Annotated in this window: 20 protein-coding genes; 7 read left to right on the forward strand and 13 right to left on the reverse strand. The window is 71.1% G+C overall.

All coding sequences use genetic code 11. The features are described 5' to 3' along the window. Nucleotides 1–32: 32 nt before the first annotated feature. Nucleotides 33–773, reverse strand: a complete 741-nt coding sequence (locus JYK18_RS12360) for an ABC transporter permease (RefSeq protein WP_206802218.1) — start codon at nt 771–773, stop codon at nt 33–35. Nucleotides 774–785: 12 nt separating this feature from the next. Then, complete coding sequence (locus JYK18_RS12365; protein ID WP_206802219.1) at nt 786–1,730, reverse strand: ATP-binding cassette domain-containing protein; 945 nt, start codon at nt 1,728–1,730, stop codon at nt 786–788. A 155-nt stretch (nt 1,731–1,885) separates the two neighbouring features. Between JYK18_RS12365 and JYK18_RS12370 the strand changes: the two genes are divergently transcribed. Next, nucleotides 1,886–2,320 carry a MarR family winged helix-turn-helix transcriptional regulator gene (locus JYK18_RS12370; RefSeq protein ID WP_228004454.1) on the forward strand — a complete coding sequence of 145 codons (435 nt, stop codon included), beginning with the start codon at nt 1,886–1,888 and terminating at the stop codon, nt 2,318–2,320. A 27-nt stretch (nt 2,321–2,347) separates the two neighbouring features. Here the strand turns inward: JYK18_RS12370 and JYK18_RS12375 are convergent, their stop codons facing one another. Then, entirely contained in the window at nt 2,348–3,664 is a 1,317-nt protein-coding gene (locus tag JYK18_RS12375; RefSeq protein ID WP_206802220.1) for an MFS transporter, read from the reverse strand. A gap of 58 nt (nt 3,665–3,722) precedes the next feature. Here JYK18_RS12375 and JYK18_RS12380 point away from each other — a divergent pair, with 58 nt between their 5' ends. Next, nucleotides 3,723–4,406, forward strand: coding sequence for an SDR family oxidoreductase (locus JYK18_RS12380; protein ID WP_206802221.1), 684 nt, complete (start codon nt 3,723–3,725; stop codon nt 4,404–4,406). Here JYK18_RS12380 and JYK18_RS12385 read toward each other — a convergent pair. Next, nucleotides 4,378–4,602: a hypothetical protein gene (locus tag JYK18_RS12385; RefSeq protein ID WP_206802222.1), complete on the reverse strand. Its 225-nt coding sequence runs from the start codon at nt 4,600–4,602 to the stop codon at nt 4,378–4,380. The two genes, JYK18_RS12380 and JYK18_RS12385, sit on opposite strands and share 29 nt — an antisense overlap. A gap of 114 nt (nt 4,603–4,716) precedes the next feature. Here JYK18_RS12385 and JYK18_RS12390 point away from each other — a divergent pair, with 114 nt between their 5' ends. After that, nucleotides 4,717–5,799, forward strand: a complete 1,083-nt coding sequence (locus JYK18_RS12390; RefSeq protein ID WP_307795882.1) for a histidine kinase — start codon at nt 4,717–4,719, stop codon at nt 5,797–5,799. Then, nucleotides 5,787–6,446, forward strand: a complete 660-nt coding sequence (locus tag JYK18_RS12395; protein ID WP_206802223.1) for a response regulator transcription factor — start codon at nt 5,787–5,789, stop codon at nt 6,444–6,446. Before JYK18_RS12390 ends, JYK18_RS12395 begins: the two co-directional genes overlap by 13 nt. Here the strand turns inward: JYK18_RS12395 and JYK18_RS12400 are convergent. After that, nucleotides 6,443–6,847 carry an SRPBCC domain-containing protein gene (locus JYK18_RS12400; protein ID WP_206802224.1) on the reverse strand — a complete coding sequence of 135 codons (405 nt, stop codon included), beginning with the start codon at nt 6,845–6,847 and terminating at the stop codon, nt 6,443–6,445. The two genes, JYK18_RS12395 and JYK18_RS12400, sit on opposite strands and share 4 nt — an antisense overlap. Beyond that, complete coding sequence (locus tag JYK18_RS12405) at nt 6,844–7,236, reverse strand: RidA family protein (protein ID WP_206802225.1); 393 nt, start codon at nt 7,234–7,236, stop codon at nt 6,844–6,846. Before JYK18_RS12405 ends, JYK18_RS12400 begins: the two co-directional genes overlap by 4 nt. Nucleotides 7,237–7,299: 63 nt before the next feature. Between JYK18_RS12405 and JYK18_RS12410 the strand changes: the two genes are divergently transcribed. Further along, a complete protein-coding gene (locus JYK18_RS12410) occupies nt 7,300–8,235 on the forward strand; it encodes a YafY family protein (RefSeq protein ID WP_206802226.1) in 936 nt (311 codons plus the stop codon). On the opposite strand, the gene JYK18_RS12415 is transcribed toward JYK18_RS12410, so the two are convergent. Genes JYK18_RS12415 through JYK18_RS12425 form a run of 3 tightly spaced genes read right to left on the reverse strand, consistent with a single transcriptional unit; the run spans nt 8,210 to nt 11,946 of the window. Then, nucleotides 8,210–9,514 (reverse strand): amidohydrolase family protein, encoded by a 1,305-nt coding sequence (locus tag JYK18_RS12415; RefSeq protein WP_206802227.1) that lies wholly within the window; start codon nt 9,512–9,514, stop codon nt 8,210–8,212. The two genes, JYK18_RS12410 and JYK18_RS12415, sit on opposite strands and share 26 nt — an antisense overlap. Nucleotides 9,515–9,535: 21 nt before the next feature. Beyond that, nucleotides 9,536–10,189: a response regulator transcription factor gene (locus tag JYK18_RS12420; protein ID WP_206802228.1), complete on the reverse strand. Its 654-nt coding sequence runs from the start codon at nt 10,187–10,189 to the stop codon at nt 9,536–9,538. Then, a complete protein-coding gene (locus JYK18_RS12425) occupies nt 10,186–11,946 on the reverse strand; it encodes a sensor histidine kinase (protein WP_307795883.1) in 1,761 nt (586 codons plus the stop codon). The genes JYK18_RS12420 and JYK18_RS12425 overlap by 4 nt, the downstream gene beginning before the upstream one ends. 179 nt (nt 11,947–12,125) lie before the next feature. Between JYK18_RS12425 and JYK18_RS12430 the strand changes: the two genes are divergently transcribed. Both JYK18_RS12430 and JYK18_RS12435 read left to right on the forward strand, forming a co-directional pair. After that, nucleotides 12,126–12,827 carry an ABC transporter ATP-binding protein gene (locus tag JYK18_RS12430; protein ID WP_206802229.1) on the forward strand — a complete coding sequence of 234 codons (702 nt, stop codon included), beginning with the start codon at nt 12,126–12,128 and terminating at the stop codon, nt 12,825–12,827. Continuing rightward, nucleotides 12,824–15,043 carry an FtsX-like permease family protein gene (locus tag JYK18_RS12435; protein ID WP_206802230.1) on the forward strand — a complete coding sequence of 740 codons (2,220 nt, stop codon included), beginning with the start codon at nt 12,824–12,826 and terminating at the stop codon, nt 15,041–15,043. Before JYK18_RS12430 ends, JYK18_RS12435 begins: the two co-directional genes overlap by 4 nt. Before the next feature lie 61 nt (nt 15,044–15,104). Here JYK18_RS12435 and trmB read toward each other — a convergent pair whose 3' ends face one another. The 4 genes from trmB to JYK18_RS12455 all read right to left on the reverse strand — a co-directional run bounded on the left by trmB (nt 15,105) and on the right by JYK18_RS12455 (nt 18,614). Beyond that, entirely contained in the window at nt 15,105–15,800 is a 696-nt protein-coding gene (trmB, locus tag JYK18_RS12440; protein WP_206802231.1) for a tRNA (guanosine(46)-N7)-methyltransferase TrmB, read from the reverse strand. A 185-nt stretch (nt 15,801–15,985) separates the two neighbouring features. Then, nucleotides 15,986–16,480 carry a hypothetical protein gene (locus JYK18_RS12445; RefSeq protein ID WP_206804189.1) on the reverse strand — a complete coding sequence of 165 codons (495 nt, stop codon included), beginning with the start codon at nt 16,478–16,480 and terminating at the stop codon, nt 15,986–15,988. A gap of 399 nt (nt 16,481–16,879) precedes the next feature. Further along, nucleotides 16,880–17,647: a hypothetical protein gene (locus JYK18_RS12450; RefSeq protein WP_206802232.1), complete on the reverse strand. Its 768-nt coding sequence runs from the start codon at nt 17,645–17,647 to the stop codon at nt 16,880–16,882. Between the two features lie 25 nt (nt 17,648–17,672). Then, complete coding sequence (locus JYK18_RS12455) at nt 17,673–18,614, reverse strand: ATP-binding cassette domain-containing protein (RefSeq protein WP_206802233.1); 942 nt, start codon at nt 18,612–18,614, stop codon at nt 17,673–17,675. Between the last annotated feature and the right edge of the window lie 11 nt (nt 18,615–18,625).

An 18,625-nucleotide genomic window follows, 5' to 3' on the forward strand; every position in this document is an offset into this window, starting at 1 on the left:
ATGAACGCTAGTAATGCCCCACTCCTAGCGTTCTATTCGGTCGCCTTCCGCATGGTCGTGGTGCCCAGGTAGAGGCCGAGCGCGGCGATGGCCACCACCGCCACCGTCCCGTGCAGCACCGCGGCACTGGCCAGTTCACCACGGAACAGGGCCCGTTCGGCATCGACCACATAGGACAGCGGGTTGATCCTGGCCACCGCGGTCAGCCAGCCCGGTGCGCCCTCGATCGGCAGCAGCACCCCGGAAAGCAGCAGCAGCGGGAAGACCACCGTCTGGTGGATCGCCCAGAACAGCGACTCCTGCTTGCGCACCGCGATCGCCAGCGCGAACGACAGCGCCCCCATGCCGACGCCGAGCACCGCCAGCAACGCCAGTCCGGCGAGCACGCCCGCCGGGTGGAGGGTGAACCCCAGCGGTAGCACCACCAGGGTGATCAGCACCGCCTGCACCAGCAGCAGCACCACCTCCTTGAGCACCCGGCCGAGCAGCATCGCGGGCCGGCTGACCGGGGTGACCAGCAGCCGCTCCAGCGAGCCGCCGCCGCGTTCCAGCAGCAGCCCGAAGCCGGACGCCATGGTGCCGAACAACGCGAGCATCACCAGGATGCCCGGCACGAACCACTGCCACGGCGAACCGTCGCCGGGCAGCAGCGGGCCGAACAGCAGCAGGAACACCAGCGGCTGCACCATGGTGATCACCAGCCCCCACGGGCTGAGCAGGTTCGGTTTGATCTCCCGGCCGAAGACCACGCCGGTGTGGGTGAGCAGGTTCATCGGCAGAACTCCTTACGCGGCGTCGGATTCACGGAGGCTGCGGCCGGTCAGGCCGAGGAACACGTCGTCCAGGGTCGGGCGGCGCAGGTCGGCCGAGCGCACGGTGATCCCGTCCCGGTACAGCTCCCGCAGGAACCGGGGCAGCGCGGCGGTCGCCTGCCCGGCCAGCCGGACGGTCACCACGTTCCCGTCGACCAGCACCTCCTTGGCCGGCGGCGCCAGTTCCGCCGCCCGCGCCGGTTCGTCGACCACCACGGTGATCAGGTCACCGGCCAGGTTCGCCTTGAGGTTCTCCGCGGTGTCGTCGGCGATCACGCGGCCGTGGTCGATCACCAGCACCCGCTCGGCCATCGCGTCGGCCTCGTCGAGGTAGTGCGTGGTGAGGAAGATCGTGGTGCCGAACTCCCGGCGCAGCCGCAGGATGTGCTCCCACAGATTGGCCCGGTTCTGCGGGTCGAGCCCGGACGAGGGTTCGTCCATGAACAACAGCTTCGGCCGGTGGATCAGGCCGAGCGCGATGTCGAGCCGACGCCGCTGGCCGCCGGAAAGCGTGTTGGCGTAACGCTTCCCGAGTGCCTCCAGGTCGAGCATGGCGAGCAGTTCCCCGGCTCGCTTCCTGGCTTCCGCCCGGCTCAGGCCGTAGCAGCGGCCCTGGCTGAACAACTCGTCGGCGACCCGGAAGTAGTCACCGGAGCTCTTGCCCTGGCCGATGTACCCGATCCGTTCGCGCGCGGCGCCCGGATCGGTGCGGATGTCGAACCCCGCCACCTTCGCGGTGCCCGCTGTCGGCGGCAGCAGGGTGGTGAGCAGGCGCAGGCTGGTGGACTTGCCGGCGCCGTTCGGACCGAGGAAGGCGACCAGCTCGCCATCCTCGACGTCCAGGTCCAGTCCGTTCACGGCTGCCACGGTCTCCTTCTTGACCCGGAAATGCCTGGTCAGACCGCGGGCATGGATCATCGTTACTCCCTTGCTCAAATTTGAGCTGCCCGATTCGCGGGCAGCGCGAGACCGATCTCGGTAGGGGATTTGCCGGATTTGAAGCTCAAGAAGCTTAAATCGAATACGTCGGAAAACGTCAGGAGCCTTGACAGTCGACGTTTATTGTGAGCACCGTGAAGCCACCCATCCCGTACCTGCTCGCCTACGCGCACACGGTCGCGTCGCGGCAGGCGGCCGAGCGCCTGCGCCGGTTCGGGCTGACCGCGCGGCAGTTCGGCGTGCTCGTCCAGCTGCAGCTGGAACCGGAGCTGACCATGGCGGAGCTCGCGCGGCAGTTCGGCGTCAGCCGCCAGTCACTGCACGAGATGGTCGGTGAACTGGAGGACGCCGGGCACCTCTACCGGGTGCCCGGCGCCACCGGGCGGACCGTGCGGCTGGTGCTGACCGAGGGCACCGAGCGGCTGCTCGCCGCCGCCGAAGGACCGATGATGCTGGCCGAACGCGATCTCGTCGCCGGGTTGTCCGCCCGTGAAACCGAGGCGCTGCGCGGGCTGCTGCAGAAACTGATGGCCCGCGCCACCGACGACGAAAGCTGGCTCAGCTACTGAAGCTGTCGAGCTCGATCGCCTGCCCAGTCACTGAAGGGTCTCCCGCTTGATCCGCTTGCCCAGCACGATCGCCACGCCGGCGGCGGCGATCATGCACAACCCGACCGCCCACAGCCCGGTTTTCTGGCTCCCGGTGGCGTCCTTGAGCCAGCCGGTGATGTAGGGCGCGGCGAACCCGCTGATGTTGCCCAGCGAGTTGATCATCGCGATACCGCCCGCCGCCGCGGCGCCGGAGAGGAAGGTCGACGGCAGCGCCCAGAAGGTGGGCAGCGCCGAGCAGACCCCGGTGGCGCAGATGGTCACCGCGACCATCGCCAGCACCGGGTTGCCCAGGTACAGCGCCACCGGGATGGCCGCACCACCGACCAGCATCGGGATCGCCACGTGCCAGGTGCGCTCGCCGGTCCGGTCGCCGTGGCGGGCCCACAGCACCATCACCACCGCGCCGATCACGTACGGGATGGCGGTGATCAGCCCGGTTTCGGTGATCGAGAACTGCACGCCGAACTGCTGCTTGAACCCGCTGATGATGGTCGGCAGGAAGAAGCCGAGCGCGTAGAGGCCGTAGGCGATGCCGAAGTAGACGAACGCCAGCATCAGGATGCGCGGGTGGGTCAGCGCCTTCCGCAACGGCCAGTGGTGCTTCTGCTCGGTGCTCTCCTTCTCCGCGGCCAAAGTGGACGAAAGCCAGTCGCGCTCGCTCTCGGTCAGCCACTTGGCCTTCTCCGGGCGGTCGGTCAGGTAGAACCAGGTGACGAAGGCCAGCAGGATCGCGGGCACGCCCTCGACCAGGAACATGAACCGCCAGCCGGACAGGCCGAACACCCCGTCGCCGCCGGAGATCAGCAGGCCGGAGACGGTCGCGCCGACCGCCGAGCTGATCGGCACCGCGGCCATGAACATGGCCACCGCCTTCGCGCGCTGCGCGGCGGGGAACCAGAAGGTCAGGTACAGGATGATGCCGGGGAAGAAGCCCGCCTCGGCCACGCCGAGCAGGAACCGCAGGATGACCAGCGTGGTCGCGTTCGGCACGAACGCCATCACGGTGGCCACCACGCCCCAGGTGATCATGATCCGGGCCATCCAGCGGCGGGCGCCGAACCGGTGCAGCGCCAGGTTGCTCGGTACCTCCAGCAGCAGGTACCCGAGGAAGAAGATGCCCGAGGCGAACCCGAACACGGTGGCGGTGAGCCCGAGCTCCTCGTTCATCCCGTTCGGCGCGGCGAAGCCGATGTTGACCCGGTCGAGGTAGTTCACGAAGTACAGCAGGCAGAGGAACGGCATCAGCCGCAGCGCCACCTTGCGGAGCACGCGGTCGCCCGGATCGGTCTTCGTCGACTTCATGATCGACCATCACAGGCCCGTCTCGCCCGTGAGTCAAGAGGCTCCTACCGTGGGGCCCATGACAGATCTGCCGCTCGCCTTGGTCACCGGCGCTTCACGGGGCATCGGCGCCGCCGTCGCGCACGCGCTCGAACCCACCCACCAGGTACTGCTCGGCGGTCGTGACGCCGCCGCGCTCGCCGAACGCGCGGCCGAACTGCCCGGCTCGCGACCGTGGCCGGTCGACCTGGGCGACTTCCACGCCATGCGGGACGCCGTCGAGGGCATCGACCGGCTCGACGTGCTGGTGCACTCCGCCGGGGTCGCCGATCTCGGCACGGTCGAGCAGGCCACCGCCGAGGACTGGCGGCGCAACTACGAGGTGAACGTGGTGGCCGTCGCCGAGCTGACCCGCCTGCTGCTGCCCGCGCTGCGGGCGGCGAAGGGGCACGTGGTGGTGATCAACTCCGGCGCCGGGCTCACCGCGCGGCCGGGCTGGGGACCGTACGCGGCCAGCAAGTTCGCCGCGCGTGCCTTCGCCGACGTCCTGCGCGCCGAGGAGGAGCCGAACGGCCTCCGCGTCACGTCCGTCCACCCCGGACGGACCGACACCGACATGCAGCGCGCGATCGTGGCCGGCGAGGGCAACGAGTACGACCCCGACAAGTACCTGCGGCCCGACTCGGTGGCGATGGCGGTGCTGGCCGCGGTGTCCGCGAGCCCGGACGCGCACCTCACCGAAGTCGTCGTGCGCCCGCGATGACCACCACGCCGACCACGCCGACCAGCAGGTTCGCGAAGACCTCGTAACCACGCAGCAGCTCGATGTGCGGGAAGACGTACCGGTTGAAAGCGTTCAGGAACGGGCCCAGGATCGGCTGGTAGGCGAGGTGGTCGATGGTGCCGCTGATGCCCATCAGCACCAGCAGCCCGCCGACGGTTTCCACCGGTTTGCGCATGACCACGACGCTAGGGAACGGGCCGCCGTGCCCGGCTCCGCCGAAGGTACCGGCACGAGCGACTTCGGTACCGGATCCGGCCGCTCGCGCGGGAAACCTGGGTAGGTTCCGTGCGTGAGCACCCCCCGGAGCCGCCGCGACTGGATCGTGGACAGCGCGTTGTTCGTGCTGGCCGCGGCGTTCGGGCTGTGGCTGGCCACGGCGCGGACGCAGTGGTGGCCGATGCCGGAACCGGCGTGGCTGTTCGTCCTCGACCAGATCGCCGGTGCGCTCGGGTGCGCCGCGTTGTGGTTCCGCCGCCGCTGGCCGGTGCGGCTGGCGGTGGTGCTGATCGCGCTGTCGACGTTCTCCGAACTGATCGCCGGGGCGGCGATGGCGGCGTTGTTCACCGTTGCCGTGCACCGCCCGCCGCGGGTCACCGGGCTGCTGTTCGCCGGCGGCCTGGTCGCCGCGATCGGCTTCCAGTTGCTGCGGCCCGATCCGGACGCGCCCGCGTACCTGATGCTGGCCTTCGGCCTGGTGGTGCAGAGCGCGGTGGTCGGCTGGGGCCTGGCCATCCACCACCGGCGGAACCTGCTGGTCTCGTTGCAGGAACGGGCGGTCCGCGCGGCGCGGGAGGAGATCGCCCGCGAGATGCACGACGTGCTCGGCCACCGGCTTTCGCTGCTCAGCGTGCACGCGGGCGCGCTGGAGTACCGGCCGGACGCGCCCGCCGAGGAGATCGCGCGGGCGGCCAAGGTGATCCGGGAAAGCTCGCACCAGGCGCTGCAGGACCTGCGCGAGGTGATCGGCGTGCTGCGCGCGCCGGTGGATGAGCGACCACAGCCGGGGGTCGGCGACCTGACCGCGCTGGTGGACGAATCGCGGCTCGCGGGCATGCGCGTCGAGTTCAGCCGGGAACTCACCGGCGAGCCGCCGGACACGCTCGGCCGGGCCGCCTACCGGATCGTCCAGGAGAGCCTGACCAACGCGCGCAAGCACGCGCCCGGCGCGGTCGTCGAGATCGAAGTGGACGGTGCGCCCGGCGACGGCCTGCGCGTCGAGGTGCGCAACGCGTCGACGGGCGGGCCGGTCGGGGACGGCCAGGGGCTCATCGGCCTGACCGAACGCGCGGCGCTGGCCGGCGGGCGGCTCAGCCACGGACCGGACGCCGCCGGTGACTGGCGGGTCTCGGCCTGGCTACCGTGGCCGCCGTGATCCGGGTTCTGCTCGTCGACGACGATCCGCTGGTGCGCGCCGGGCTGCGCCTGATGCTCGGCGGTGCCGAAGACCTGGCCGTGGTGGCCGAAGCCGGGGACGGCACCGAGGTGCTCCAGTTGGTCGAGGCGCACCGGCCCGACGTCGTGCTGATGGACATCCGGATGCCCGCGATGGACGGGCTCACCGCCACCGAGGCGCTGCGCGCCCGGCCGTCGGCGCCGGAGGTGCTGGTGCTGACCACCTTCGACGCCGATCACCACGTGCTGCGTGCGTTGCGGGCCGGGGCCGCCGGATTCCTGCTCAAGGACACCCCGCCGGGCGAGATCGTGGCCGCGGTCCGCCAGGTGGCGCGGGGCCACCCGGTGCTGTCGCCGACGGTGACCCGGCGCCTGATGGACCGGGTCGCCGAGTCCGATGTGGACCGTCGCCGGGCCGGGGCGGTGAAGCGGCTGGCCCGGTTGAACGAGCGCGAGCGCGAGGTCGCCGTCGAGGTCGGGCGCGGCCGGTCCAACGCGGAGATCAGCGGGACGCTGCACCTCGGCGTGTCCACGGTGAAAACGCACGTCTCGGCGATCCTGACCAAGCTCGACCTGAACAACCGCGTGCAGATCGCGCTGCTGGTGCACGACGCCGGCCTGCTCTAACGGTCGAGGGCCGCCACGATTTCGGTGACCACGGCCTTCCAGTGCGTCCGCTGCTGCTCGCGCTCGGTCGCGTCGGCCAGTCGTTCCTGGTGCACGCCGAGCCGCGCGCGGCCCTCACCGGCGGAGGTCACCGTGAGCTGGAGTGTGGTGTTGTGTGTCCAGCCTGACGGCCGCCAGGTGAGCCGGAGGCGGTCGAGTTCGCGGAAGCTGCGCACCTCGCCCTGGACCCCGGCCTCGGTCTCGTACTCGGTCCCGCGCGCGATCGTGACGCCCTCGCCGAGCCAGATCGCCACGCCCTCCGGTGAGGTGATGAAGTCCCACACCACGGCGACCGGGTGGTCCACCGTCTTCGACACGCCGATCTGCCAGCCCGCGTCGCGCGTGCGCCCGACCGGGCTCATCGGGTCACCGCCGCGACCGCGCTGACCTCGAGCAACGCGCCGGGCACGGCCAGCCCGGCCACCCGCGTGACCACCACCGGCGGGGTGGCACCGGCCAGTTCGGCGGCCGCGACCGGATAGGCGGCGCCCAGGTCGACGCCGTCGGTCAGCATGATCGAGAGCATCACCAGATCCTGCACGGTGGCGCCGCCCGCGGCCAGCGCGGTGTGCAGGTTCCGCATGGTCTGCCGGGTCTGGGCGGCGGGGTCGTTCCCGCCGACGAGCTTGCCTTCGCCGTCGACGGCGTTCTGGCCGCCGACGTAGACGGTGGTCGCGCCGGGCGGCACCACGGCGACGTGGGTGAACGCGGGCGACCGGACGAGTCCCTCGGGACGGAGCAGCTGAGTCATGAACCCAGTCTGCGTCGCTACCCGGACAACTACTGTCAGGGTTTCCCGGCAGAATCTCCCTCCATGAGCACCACGAATCGGCGGCTCGAGACGCTCGCGCTGCTCCAGGCGCATCCCGGCATTTCCGCTCCGAAGCTCGCGGAGCGGCTCGGCGTCACCGAGCGGACCGCCCGCCGTGACGTCGCCCAGCTGCGCGAACTCGGTTACCGCATCGACGGGGAGGCGGGCCGGGACGGCGGTTACCGGCTGGCGTCCGGGCGCACCATGCCGCCGCTGCTGCTCGACGCCGACGAGGTCGCGGCCGTCGCGGTCGGCCTGCGCACGGCGATCGCCGTCGACGGGCTCGAAACCGCGGCGACCACGGCACTGGCCAAGCTGACCCAGGTGGTGCCGTCACGCTGGCGGGCCCGGCTCACCGCGCTCGCCGACGTTCAGGCGCAACCCGCGCACTCACGCCGCCGGGCCGGACGCGACGTACTCGTCCCGCTCGCCCTCGCCTGCCGGGCACACGAAGCCGTCCGCATCCGTCATTCCGGGAAACCCGTCGATGTGCAGCCACACCGCCTGGTCGCGTTGCGCAACAACTGGTACCTCGTCGCCTGCCCGCGCGAAGCCGACCGCTGGCGCACCTACGCGCTCGACCGCATCGAGCAGGTCCAGCCGCTGGGCACGCGGTACGCGGTCCCCGAACCACCCGAAGACCCCGGTGCGTTCGTCTCCGACGCGCTCGCGCACGGGCCGTGGCGCCATCGCGTCCGCGCGCGGGTGCACACCTCGCCCGACCTGGTCCACGAACTGGTCGACCCCAGCGTGGCCGCGGTCGTCGAGATCGACGACACCGAATGCGAGCTGCACTTCGGCACCGACGACCTCGACTGGGCGGCCCGCTGGCTCGCCTACCTCAACCTGGACCTGGACGTGCTCGAACCGGCCGAACTCACGGGACGGCTGCACGCGCTCGGCGAGTGGCTGCTCAGCGCAAGCGAGCCGAGGTCGTAGCCACCGCCGCCTGCGCCTCGGCACGGTCCACTTTGGTCGATTCGCCGTCGGCGACGACCTGCTCACCGGCCACCCACACCTCGCGCACGCGCCGCGAACCCGCGCCCCACACCAGGTTCGCCAGCAACTGCGAGTCCGGCACGTCGAGCCCGGTGGCGAACGCCGGGTCGTCCAGGTCGACGTGCACCAGATCCGCCCAGCGCCCGGCCTCCAGCGCGCCGATGTCCGAGCGGCCCAGCGCCTCGGCCCCACCGCGGGTGGCGAGCAGCAGCGCGTCCGCCGCGCTCAACGCGGTCGAATCCCCGGTCGCCAGCCGCGACATCATCGCCGAGAGCTGCACCTCTTCCCACAGGTCCAGGTCGTCGTTGCTGGCCGGGCCATCGGTGCCGAGGCCGACCGGCACCTTCGCCGCCCGCAGCTCGGCCAGCCGCGCGATGCCGGAGGCGAGCTTCGCGTTCGAACCCGGGCAGTGCGCCACCCCGACCCCGTGCCCGGCGAACAACGCGATGTCCTCATCGGACAGGTGGATCGCGTGCGCGGCGACCATCCTGGTGTCCAGCAGGCCCACCTTGGCCAGCAGCTTCGGCACCGAACCGTGCTCCGCGCGCTGCTTCTCGTCCTCGGCGCGGGCCTCGGCCACGTGGATCTGCACCAGCGCGTCGCGGTGCACGGCCGATTCGGCGGTCAGCCGCAGCGCCTCCTCGGGCAGCGTGTACGCCGAATGCGGGCCGTAGCTGATCTCGATGCGCTCACCGGGGCCGAAGCGCAGGCCGTCGGTGTCGATCCAGGCGTCGATCTCGGCCAGCTGCCCGCGCCAGTCCATCCCGGGCAGGTCCATGATCGGCGCGCCGATCGACACCCTGGCCCCGGTGGCCAGCACCGCGTCGGCCAGCTGGTCGCCGTGGAAGTACATCTCGGCGCTGGTGGTGACGCCGTGCCGGAGCATCTCGACCGAGCCCAGCAGCATGCCGGTGCGGATGTCCGCCGGGCGCAGCCGCGCCTCGGCCGGCCAGATGACCTCGCTGAGCCAGCGCAACAGCGGCAGGTCCGAGCCCATGCCGCGCAGCAGCACCATCGGGCTGTGCGCGTGCGTGTTGACCAGTCCGGGCAGCAGGATGCCGGTCAGCTCGGTGCGCGGCGCGTCGCTCTCCGGCGCGGTGGCGGCGGGGCCGCAGTGGGTGATCCGCCCGTCGTCGCCGACGTCGACCACCGCATCGCGCAGCACGGAACAGGCCGGATCGGACGGCAGGACGACGGGAGCGTGGAAACGACGGCGCATCGCGGGATTCTAGACGGTGGTTCAGTCGTCCATGAGACCGGAACGCCACGCCCAGGCGGCGGTCTCCACCCGGTTGCGCGCGCCGATCTTGCTCTGCACCGAAGCCAGGTGCGTTTTGACCGTGGACAGCGACAGGAACAGCTCGGTGCCGATCTCGGTGTTGGTCAACCCGCGGGCGGCCGCCTTCGTCACGTCGATTTCGCGCGCGGTCAGCGACTCCGACGGCGGATCGATCTGCTTCCGCGCCGGTTTGCTGTCGAAGTGCTTGAGCAGGCGGACGGTGATCTGCGGCGAGACCAGCGCGTCGCCGCGGTCGGCCGCGCGCACCGCCTCGATCAGCAGCGCGGGCCCGGCGTCCTTGAGCAGGAAGCCGCTGGCGCCGTTGCGCAACGCGGTGTGCACGTACTCGTCGAGGTCGAAGGTGGTCACCACGACCACCTTCAGCGGGTCCGCCACCTCCGGCCCGGCGAGCTGCTTGGTCACCGCCAGCCCGTCCAGCTCCGGCATGCGGATGTCGAGCAGGCAGACGTCCGGCCGCAGTTCGCGGGCCTGGCGCACGGCGTCCACGCCGTTCGCCACGTCGGCCACCACCTCGATGTCGTCCTGCGCGTCGAGGATCATGCGGAACCCCATCCGCACCATTTCCTGATCGTCGGCGATCAGCACCCGGATCATTCCGCTCCCTGTTGAGCCGCCAGTGGCAACCACGCCTCGACCAGCCAGCCGCCTTCCGGCGCCCGGCCCGCCGACAGCCTGCCGTGCAGCAGCGCGACCCGTTCGCGCATGCCGACCAGACCGTATCCGCCGGAGATCTGCGCGCCGCGCTGGCTCTCCCCGCGCCCGTTGTCACTGACCCGGATGTGCAGTTCGCCCTGCTCCTCGCGCACCGAAACCCAGGCGACGCTGGCGCCGGCGGCGTGCTTGCCGATGTTCGTCAGCGACTCCTGCACCAGCCGCAGCGCCGACCGCGCGACCTCCTGCGGCAGGTTGTCCGGCAGGTTCAGCTCGATCTTGGTGAACACCCCGTGGTTCGCCGCCTCGACCATCTTGTGCAGGTCGGCGGCCAGGCTCATGGTGGCCTGCTCGCTGAAATCGGTGGCGCCCGCGGGGTTGTCGCCGCGCATGCTGCGCACCAGCCGTCGCATGGCCGCCAGCGCCTCGGTGCCCGCGCTCTCGATGCGGTCCATCGCCTCCACCGCGATCTGCGGGTTCTTCCCGGCGACCATCTTCGCGGCCTGCGCCTGCACCACGATCCCGGTCACGTGGTGGGCGACCACGTCGTGCAGTTCCCTGGCCAGCGCCATCCGCTCGGCGGTCTGCGCGTCGGTGACCGCGGACTGCACCACCTGCTTGCGCTCGGAGTCGCGGGACCGCAGGAACAACCCGGTCGCGATGGAGATGCCGAGCACCAGGAAGGCGGACAGGATGTGCGGCTGGAGGTCGTCGAAGTCGAGGGTGGGGCCGTCGCGCCGGACGTTGGCCATCGCGCTGAGCGCGACCGCGCCGGAGAGCACCAGGATCGACGGCCAGGCCCGGGCGGTGGTGGTGTGCCGGATCAGCAGCACCACCATCACCGCACCGGCACCGACCTGCCCGATCGGCACCCCACCGGCGAGCACGTAACTGGAGTGGTCGCGCAGCACCAGGCGGGTGGCCACGGCGGAGACCAGCATCAGCCCGGCCAGCACGTACGCCGAGAGCACCGGCCGCCGCTTCCCCACCATCGCCAGCGCGCCCGCGGCCAGCGAGCAGAGCAGGGTCGGCGCGGCCCGCGGGCCCACGCTGACCGCCTCGCCGAGTTCCATGAACAACAGCACCGACAGCAGGCCGACCAGCGGCCACTGCCCGCTGAACAGGTCGCCGAGCTTGCTCTTGCGCTGCTGCTGCGCCGGGCTCCTGGCGCCGATGCCGAACAGCACCGCGGCGAACAGCAGGCCGGCGCCGAACAACCCGTTCCGGCCGTCGGCCAGCGTGCTGACCGGATCGTTGTTCGCCCGGGCGGCGATCCCCAGCAGACAGGCCACGACCAGGGAGAACGTCCCCGCGAAGGCCACCCCGGGATGGGCCGCGCGGACCACGAAGATGACCAGCTCGACCCCGGCGACGATCTCCGCGAACGAGAGGTTCTCCAGCACCGTCGAGTAGGTCGGCACCCCGGCCAGGTTCAACACCAGCGACGAGCACACCAGCACCAGCGCCCCGGTGAACGCCGCGGCCACCGGCTGCGTGCGGGCCCAGATCGCGCAGGCGGCCATCAGCACGATGCCCGGCACGATGGCCAGGTCGTGGAAGCGCGGCCCCACGTTGTCGAAGGCGGCCGAGCCGATGACGGCGACGTCGCAGAGGACGGCCGCGAGCAGCACGATGCCGGGCACACCGAGCCACCGCAGGAAGCCGGTGACGCGCACGGCGAGCTGGTCGAGGGTGGGCACGGAAGCGACGGTAGAGGATCGCGCGCGGTGCGCACCTTGGCCGCCTGGCCATCTCCCCCTCGGCCGATCGGCCGAGGTTCGCCGAGCGGGCTGTGGCCGTCTGCCCGAAGTACCGGGACCACCGGCTGGGCGAGTCTTCTCGGCAACGACGAAGGTCCGAGAAACCAGGGAGAAATCCGGTGCAGAATCCACAGTGGACGAACGACGGCGCACCCGTGCTGTCCGGCCGCGGGCTGGTGAAGCGCTACGGCGCCCAGTACGCGCTGGCCGGGGTGGACATCGACGTCCACGCCGGGGAGGCGATCGCCATCGTCGGGCCGTCCGGCTCCGGCAAGACCTCGCTGCTGCACGTGCTGGCCGGCATCCTCAAGGCCGACGACGGCGCGATCCACCTCGGCGGCCAGCGGGTGGACCAGCTCAGCGAGACCAAGCGCAGCGAGCTGCGGCGCACGGAGTTCGGCTTCGTGTTCCAGTCGGGCATGCTGGTCGCCGAGCTGACCGCCGAGGAGAACGCGGCGCTGCCGCAGCTGCTCGCCGGGGCCGGGCGCAAGGAGGCGGTGACCGCCGCCCGCGGCTGGCTGGCCCGGCTCGGCCTGGCGGGCAAGGAGCAGCGGCGCCCGGGTGAGCTGTCCGGTGGTGAGGCGCAGCGCGTGGCGATCGCCCGCGCCCTCGCGCACCGGCCGAAGGTGATCTTCGCCGACGAGCCGACCGGCGCGCTGGACACCCGGACCGGCCGCGACACGATGAGCGCCCTGCTGGCCACCGCGCACGAGACCGGGGCCGCGGTGATCGTGGTGACGCACGACCGCGAGCTGGCCGAGTCGATGCCGCGCACGGTGGCCATCCGCGACGGCCGGATCGACGTGCGGGTCGCGGCATGAACCCGTTCCAGATGGCCGTGCGCGTGCTGCGCGGCGACCGGCGGACGCGGGTCTCGGCGATCCTCACCGGCGTCGGGGTGGCCGTGGCGACCGCGCTGGTCCTGCTGCTGATCGGGCTGCCGTTCGGCACCCAGGCGCGGGCCGAGCGCGCGCTGTGGCAGCAGCAGGTGTTCAGCGAGCAGGCCGACGGCGTGGCGAACCTGTCCAAGGCGATCTCGCAGGACTACTTCGAGGGCAGGGAGATCACCCGCGTCGACGTGGCGCAGCTGTCGCAAGTGGACAAACTGCCGCCGGGGATCGACCGGCTGCCCGGTCCCGGCGAGGCGCTGGTGTCGCCGGAACTGGCCCAGCTGATGGACTCGCGGATGGCCTCGCAGCTGTCCGACCGCTTCGGCACCGGGCAGCGGGGGCTGCTCGGCGAGGAGTCGCTCGCCTTCCCGGAGCAGCTGGTCGCGCTGGTCGGGCACGCGCCGGAGGAGATGCCGCAGAACGCGATGCCGGTTCAGGGCTTCCCGACGACCGGTGCGGAACCGGATCCGCTGCTGCAACTGCTCTCCGGTGTCGGCGTGGTGGTGCTGCTGGTGCCGAGCCTGGTGCTGGTCGCGTCCTCGGCCCGGCTGACCGCCGCCCGCCGTGAGCAGCGGCTGGCGGCGCTCCGGCTGGCCGGGGCCACGCCGAAGCAGGTGATCGGCATGGTCGCCGCCGAAACCGCGCTCGCCTCGGTGGCCGGTGCGGTGCTCGGCCTGGCGGTGAGCCCGCTGGTGAACCTGCTGGCCACGGTGGTCCCGTGGGCGGGCGGCACCTGGCAGGCCGACGACTTCGCGCTGCCGCTCCCGCTGAGCATCGGCATCGCGGTGGCCCTGCCCGCGCTGGTGCTGCTGGCCGCGGTCGCCGGGATGCGGCGGGTGGTCACCGCCCCGCTCGGCGCCACCGGCGGGCACACCAAGAAGCCGCTGCACTGGTGGCGCCTGCTCGCGCTGCCCGCGGCCGGCCTGTTCTTCTTCTTCGCCATCTCGACCGCCAAGGAGAACGGCGGCGTGCTGATCGTGCTCGGCGGGTTGTTCGTGCTGGTCGGCTCGGCGGCGGTGATCGGGCCGTGGGTGACCTCGGCGGTCGGCGGCATCTTCGTCCGGGTGTGGCGGAAACCGGCCGGCCTGCTCGCCGGGCGGCGGCTGCGCGACGACCCGAAGGGCGCCTACCGGGCGTCGGCTGGTGTGGTGCTGGCGGTGTTCGCCGGTTCGATGGCGCTGACCCTGCTGCCGAGCCTCGAATCGCTGGCCGGTGGCGGCCGTTCCTTCCACGATTCGGTGCTCTACCTGGACTCCGACGCGGCGGGTGTGCAGCAGATCGCGGACAAGGCGAACGGCGAGCTGGCGCGCTACGGCGTGCCGGAGCGGGTCACCCCCATTCCGCAGGTGTCGCTGGGGACCTCGCCGGACAGCGGCCGGTACGCGCTGGTGCTCGACTGCCAGAACGCGCGCAGCCTGCTGCGGTTCGACCCCGGCACCTGCGACGGCAAGCCCGCCGTCTACTCGGCGACGCCGATGGATCTGACCGGCTTGCAGGTGTCCGACGGGCAGAGCGCGGGCAAGCCGCTGCCCGATGGCACGGTCTCGCGGTCGGTCGCGGCGCGGGGTGACGACCGGTTCAGCTCGGTGTTCATCGACCCGTCGGCGGTGCCCGAGGGCGTGCAGGCGCAGTACTACACGCTGGCCGCGCCGACCACCCCGGCAACCCGCGAGGTGGTGCGAACGGCACTGGTCAACGCGGCCGCCGGAACGCAGATCAACAGCCGTGAGCTGATCCTGGGCAACCAGCAGATCGAACTGGCCGACCTGCGCCGGGTCACGGTGATCGGGCTGGTCGCGGCCGGCGTGCTCGCCGGGTGCAGCGCGGCGATCGCCACCGCGGGCTCGGTGATGGACCGGCGGCGCACCTTCGGCGCGCTGATCGCGGCCGGTACCCCGGTGCGCACGCTGGCCAGGGCCCTGCGGACGGAGGCGGCGCTGCCCGCGCTCGTCGCCACGATCGGCGCCGGGGTGGTCGGCGCGATCGTCGGACTCGGCCTGTTCAGCATGGTCGACGACGGGCCGGTGGTGTTCAGCCCGTGGATCCTGGCGCCGGTGGCGCTGGGCGCGCTGGTCGCCGTACTGGCCGCTTCGGTGTGCACCCCGGCCCTGAACCGGGTGCGCGCCGAACCCCTCGCCGACGAGTGAGGGATTGCTATGAGTGGGGCATTACTTGCGTTGATTGCAAGTAATGCCCCACTCATAGCGTTCAGCGGCGTTCGAAGATCAGGTCGTGGCTGATCCGGTTCTCCTCGACCGCGCGGTTCTCGAACTTGGTCACCGGGCGCCAGTCGGGCCGCGGCGCCCAGCCGTCGTAGCGGTTCACCAGGGTCGGCTCGGCCGAGCAGACCTCGAGCATCTGCTCGGCGTAGTTCTCCCAGTCGGTCGCCAGGTGCAGCGTGCCGCCCGGCTCGAGCCGCGAGGCCACCAGCGCGACGAAGTCCGGCTGCACCAGGCGCCGCTTGTGGTGGCGCTTCTTCGGCCACGGGTCCGGGAAGAAGATGCGCACCCCGTGCAGCGAATCCGCCGGGACGTGCTTCGTCAGCAGGACGACCGCGTCGCCGTTGATCAGGCGCAGGTTCTCCACGCCCAGCTTTTCGGCACGCAGCATCAGCTGGCCGAGGCCAGGCTCGTACACCTCGACGGCGACGTAGTTCAGCTCCGGTGCGGCCGCGGCGAGCTGCGACGTGGTCTCGCCCATGCCGGAACCGATCTCCAGCAGGACCGGCGCCGACCGGCCGAACCACGCGTCGAAGTCGACCGGTCCCTCGTCCAGTTCGGCCACCTTGCGCCCGAGCGAGGGCCAGTGCTCTTCCCACGCGCGTTGCTGCCCGACGGTCATCCGGCCGCCGCGCTGCACGTAACTGACCACGCTGCGCAACCGCGGCTGGTGTTCGCTTTCCACCCGGCAAACTTAGAGGGCGCGCGAACAGGGCGTGGCGGCGCCCGTCGCGCCGAGGCGGTCCCTGGCGGCACCGCGCCGACATCGAAGTACGGTCCAGTACGGCGATGCCTGCGCGGCACCGCCAGGAACCACCTCGATCACGACGGCCATCCACCGACCCTCTTCGCGCGCCCTCTAACTGCCGGTCAGCGCACCGCTTCGAACTCCCCCAGCCGGGCGCGCAGCCCGGCCAGCCCGGACACCGCGATCGGGTTCGGCGTGGGGCCGCTGTGCGCGGGCAGCACGTCGATCCAGCCGGGGTGCCGGTCGGTGTTCAGGATGGTCGTCGGGATCCGGTGCCCGGCGGAGCCGCCCTCCGAGGGCATGAACTCCCAGTACCCGGACTCACCGTCGGCCGCCCAGGGCACGTATTCCCAGCCGGGGCGGCGGCTGAGCAGCTGGGCGATGCGGTCCTCCACCCGGAAGCCGCTCTCCCGCGAGTCCAGTTCACCGGCCACCACCGCACGCAGCCACCAGGGCGCGGGGACCACGTCCCCGCCGGCCGCGGTGGCGCGGTACAGCGCGAGCACCTGGTCCTCCGGACCGCGGTGCACCCACGCACGCCGGATGTCGGACGGTTTGCCTGCCCCCGCCACGATGCGGGGCAATTCGATCGCCTGCGACCATTCGAGGCCCACCATCGGCTCGAGCCGGGGCTGGGGTGAGGCCGGTCGCTGGGCGGGGATGCTGCCTTCGACTCCTCGATCGGTTTCCACCACCGTCAAGGGTCACCTCCGTAGAGTTCCGTGACGGGTTCACTATTGAAAATGCCTGGTCAGCGGCCGGATGTCCGCTTTCTGTGAGCGAACCCACAGCGCTTTTACGTGGTCTTAACCCGGCTGCGCGCAGTAGTGCGTGTTCAGTATGTCGTTGAGATCTTGGAATTCGTTACTACCCGTTTACGGCGTCATCCGGTGATCTTTTTTTCCGCACACGAAAGGACCCGAGTCGCCCCCCGAACGGCGACCCGGGTCCCTTCCCCCGATCCGGTCTGCGCACCCCCGTGCCGCGGAGCCGGATTTTTTCCCCTGTAGAGGTCTTTACGCGTCCCGCTTCTTCGCCGTGGCGATGGCGATCACCAGCATGATCACCGCGAAGCCGGCGAAGTAGGCCAGTGCCCACCCCGGGCTCAGCGTCGAGGACGACAGCGGCGGGCCCGCCTCGGCGCCCAGCGCGCCGTTGGCCGAACCGTCCCCGGTGACGAACTTGTGCGCCACGTTGAACGGCATCCACTTGTGGATGTCGTCGCCGACCGACGGGATCAGCGGGACCAGGCCCTCGACCGCGAGGTTGTAGATCAGCAGCAGCGAGATCGCGCCGGCGCTGTGGCGGATCAGGATGCCGACGGCCACCGCGACCACCGCGGCCAGCGCGAACACCGGGCCGATGCCGGCCACGTTGATCCACTCGGCGGTGGTGTTCAGCGCCAGGTCGGCCTCGGGCTGCAGCAGGTTCGCGATGCCCCAGGAGCCGAACCCGGCGATCTCCCCGACCACCAGCGCCAGCAGCGCGACCACCACGGTCTTCGCCAGCAGCGCCGAACCGCGGTGCGGCACCGCCTGGAAGGTGGTGCGGATGGTGCCGAAGCGGTACTCGGTGGTGACCGCCAGCGCGGCCAGCACCATCACCACGGCCAGGCCGAAGGTGTACCCGAACTCGGCGCTGCCCACCGTGACGAACTCGATGTTCTCGGTGGTGCCGGTGATCAGCGCGGCGAACCCGATGGTGACGACCAGCGTGATCAGCGCGCACCACCACGGTGAACGCGTGGTGAACAACTTGATGCGCTCGACTGCGAGCAGAGTCATGGCTATCCCCGAATCCTCGAAAAAGTCACTGACCGCTCGGCGCGAGCACCTGCGCCGCCTCGGTCTCCAGTCCGGTGTGGTACTCCACGGAGTCCCCGGTGATCTGCATGAACGCCTGCTCCAGCGAGCCCTGCAGCGGGCTCAGCTCGTGCAGCACCAGATTGTGCTGGGCGGCGATCTCGCCGATCTTCGCACTGTCCAAATCGGACACGATGAGCGCGCCGTCGTCCTCGGTCACCTGCGCGCTGGCGTTGACCAGCAGCTGGCCCAGCTGGCCCTGCTGCGGGCTGCGCACCTTCACCGTGTTCTCCGACGCCCGCGCCACGAAGTCCTTTGTGGAGCTCTGCGAGATCAGCTTCCCCTTACCGATCACCACCAGCTCGCTGGCGGTCAGCGCCATTTCGGAGAGCAGGTGGCTGGAGACGAAGACCGTGCGGCCCTCGTCGGCCAGCCGGTGCATGAACTTGCGGATCCAGAGGATGCCCTCCGGGTCGAGGCCGTTGACCGGCTCGTCGAACAGCAGCACCTCGGGGTCGCCGAGCAGGGCGGCGGCGATGCCCAGCCGCTGCGACATGCCGAGCGAGAAACCGCCGGCGCGCTTGCCGGCCACCGAGGTCAGGCCGACGGTGTCGAGCACCTCGTCCACCCGGCTCGCGGGGATCTTGTTCGACTTCGCCATCCACGCCAGGTGCGCGCGGGCGGAGCGGTTCGGGTGCACCCACTTGGCGTCCAGCAGCGCGCCGACCGTCCTCAGTGGATTCTTCAGCTCGTGGTAGCGCTTGCCCCCGATGCGCACGCGGCCCGCGGTCGGGTTGTCCAGCCCCAGCATCATCCGCATGGTGGTGGACTTCCCGGCGCCGTTCGGGCCCAGGAAGCCGGTCACCCGCCCGGCGGTCACGCTGAACGACAACTGGTCGACGGCGAGCGTCTTCCCGTACCTCTTGGTGAGGCCTTCTGCCTCGATCATGTCTCCTCCTC

It is taken from the genome of Amycolatopsis sp. 195334CR, from assembly GCF_017309385.1.
Classification (GTDB): domain Bacteria; phylum Actinomycetota; class Actinomycetes; order Mycobacteriales; family Pseudonocardiaceae; genus Amycolatopsis.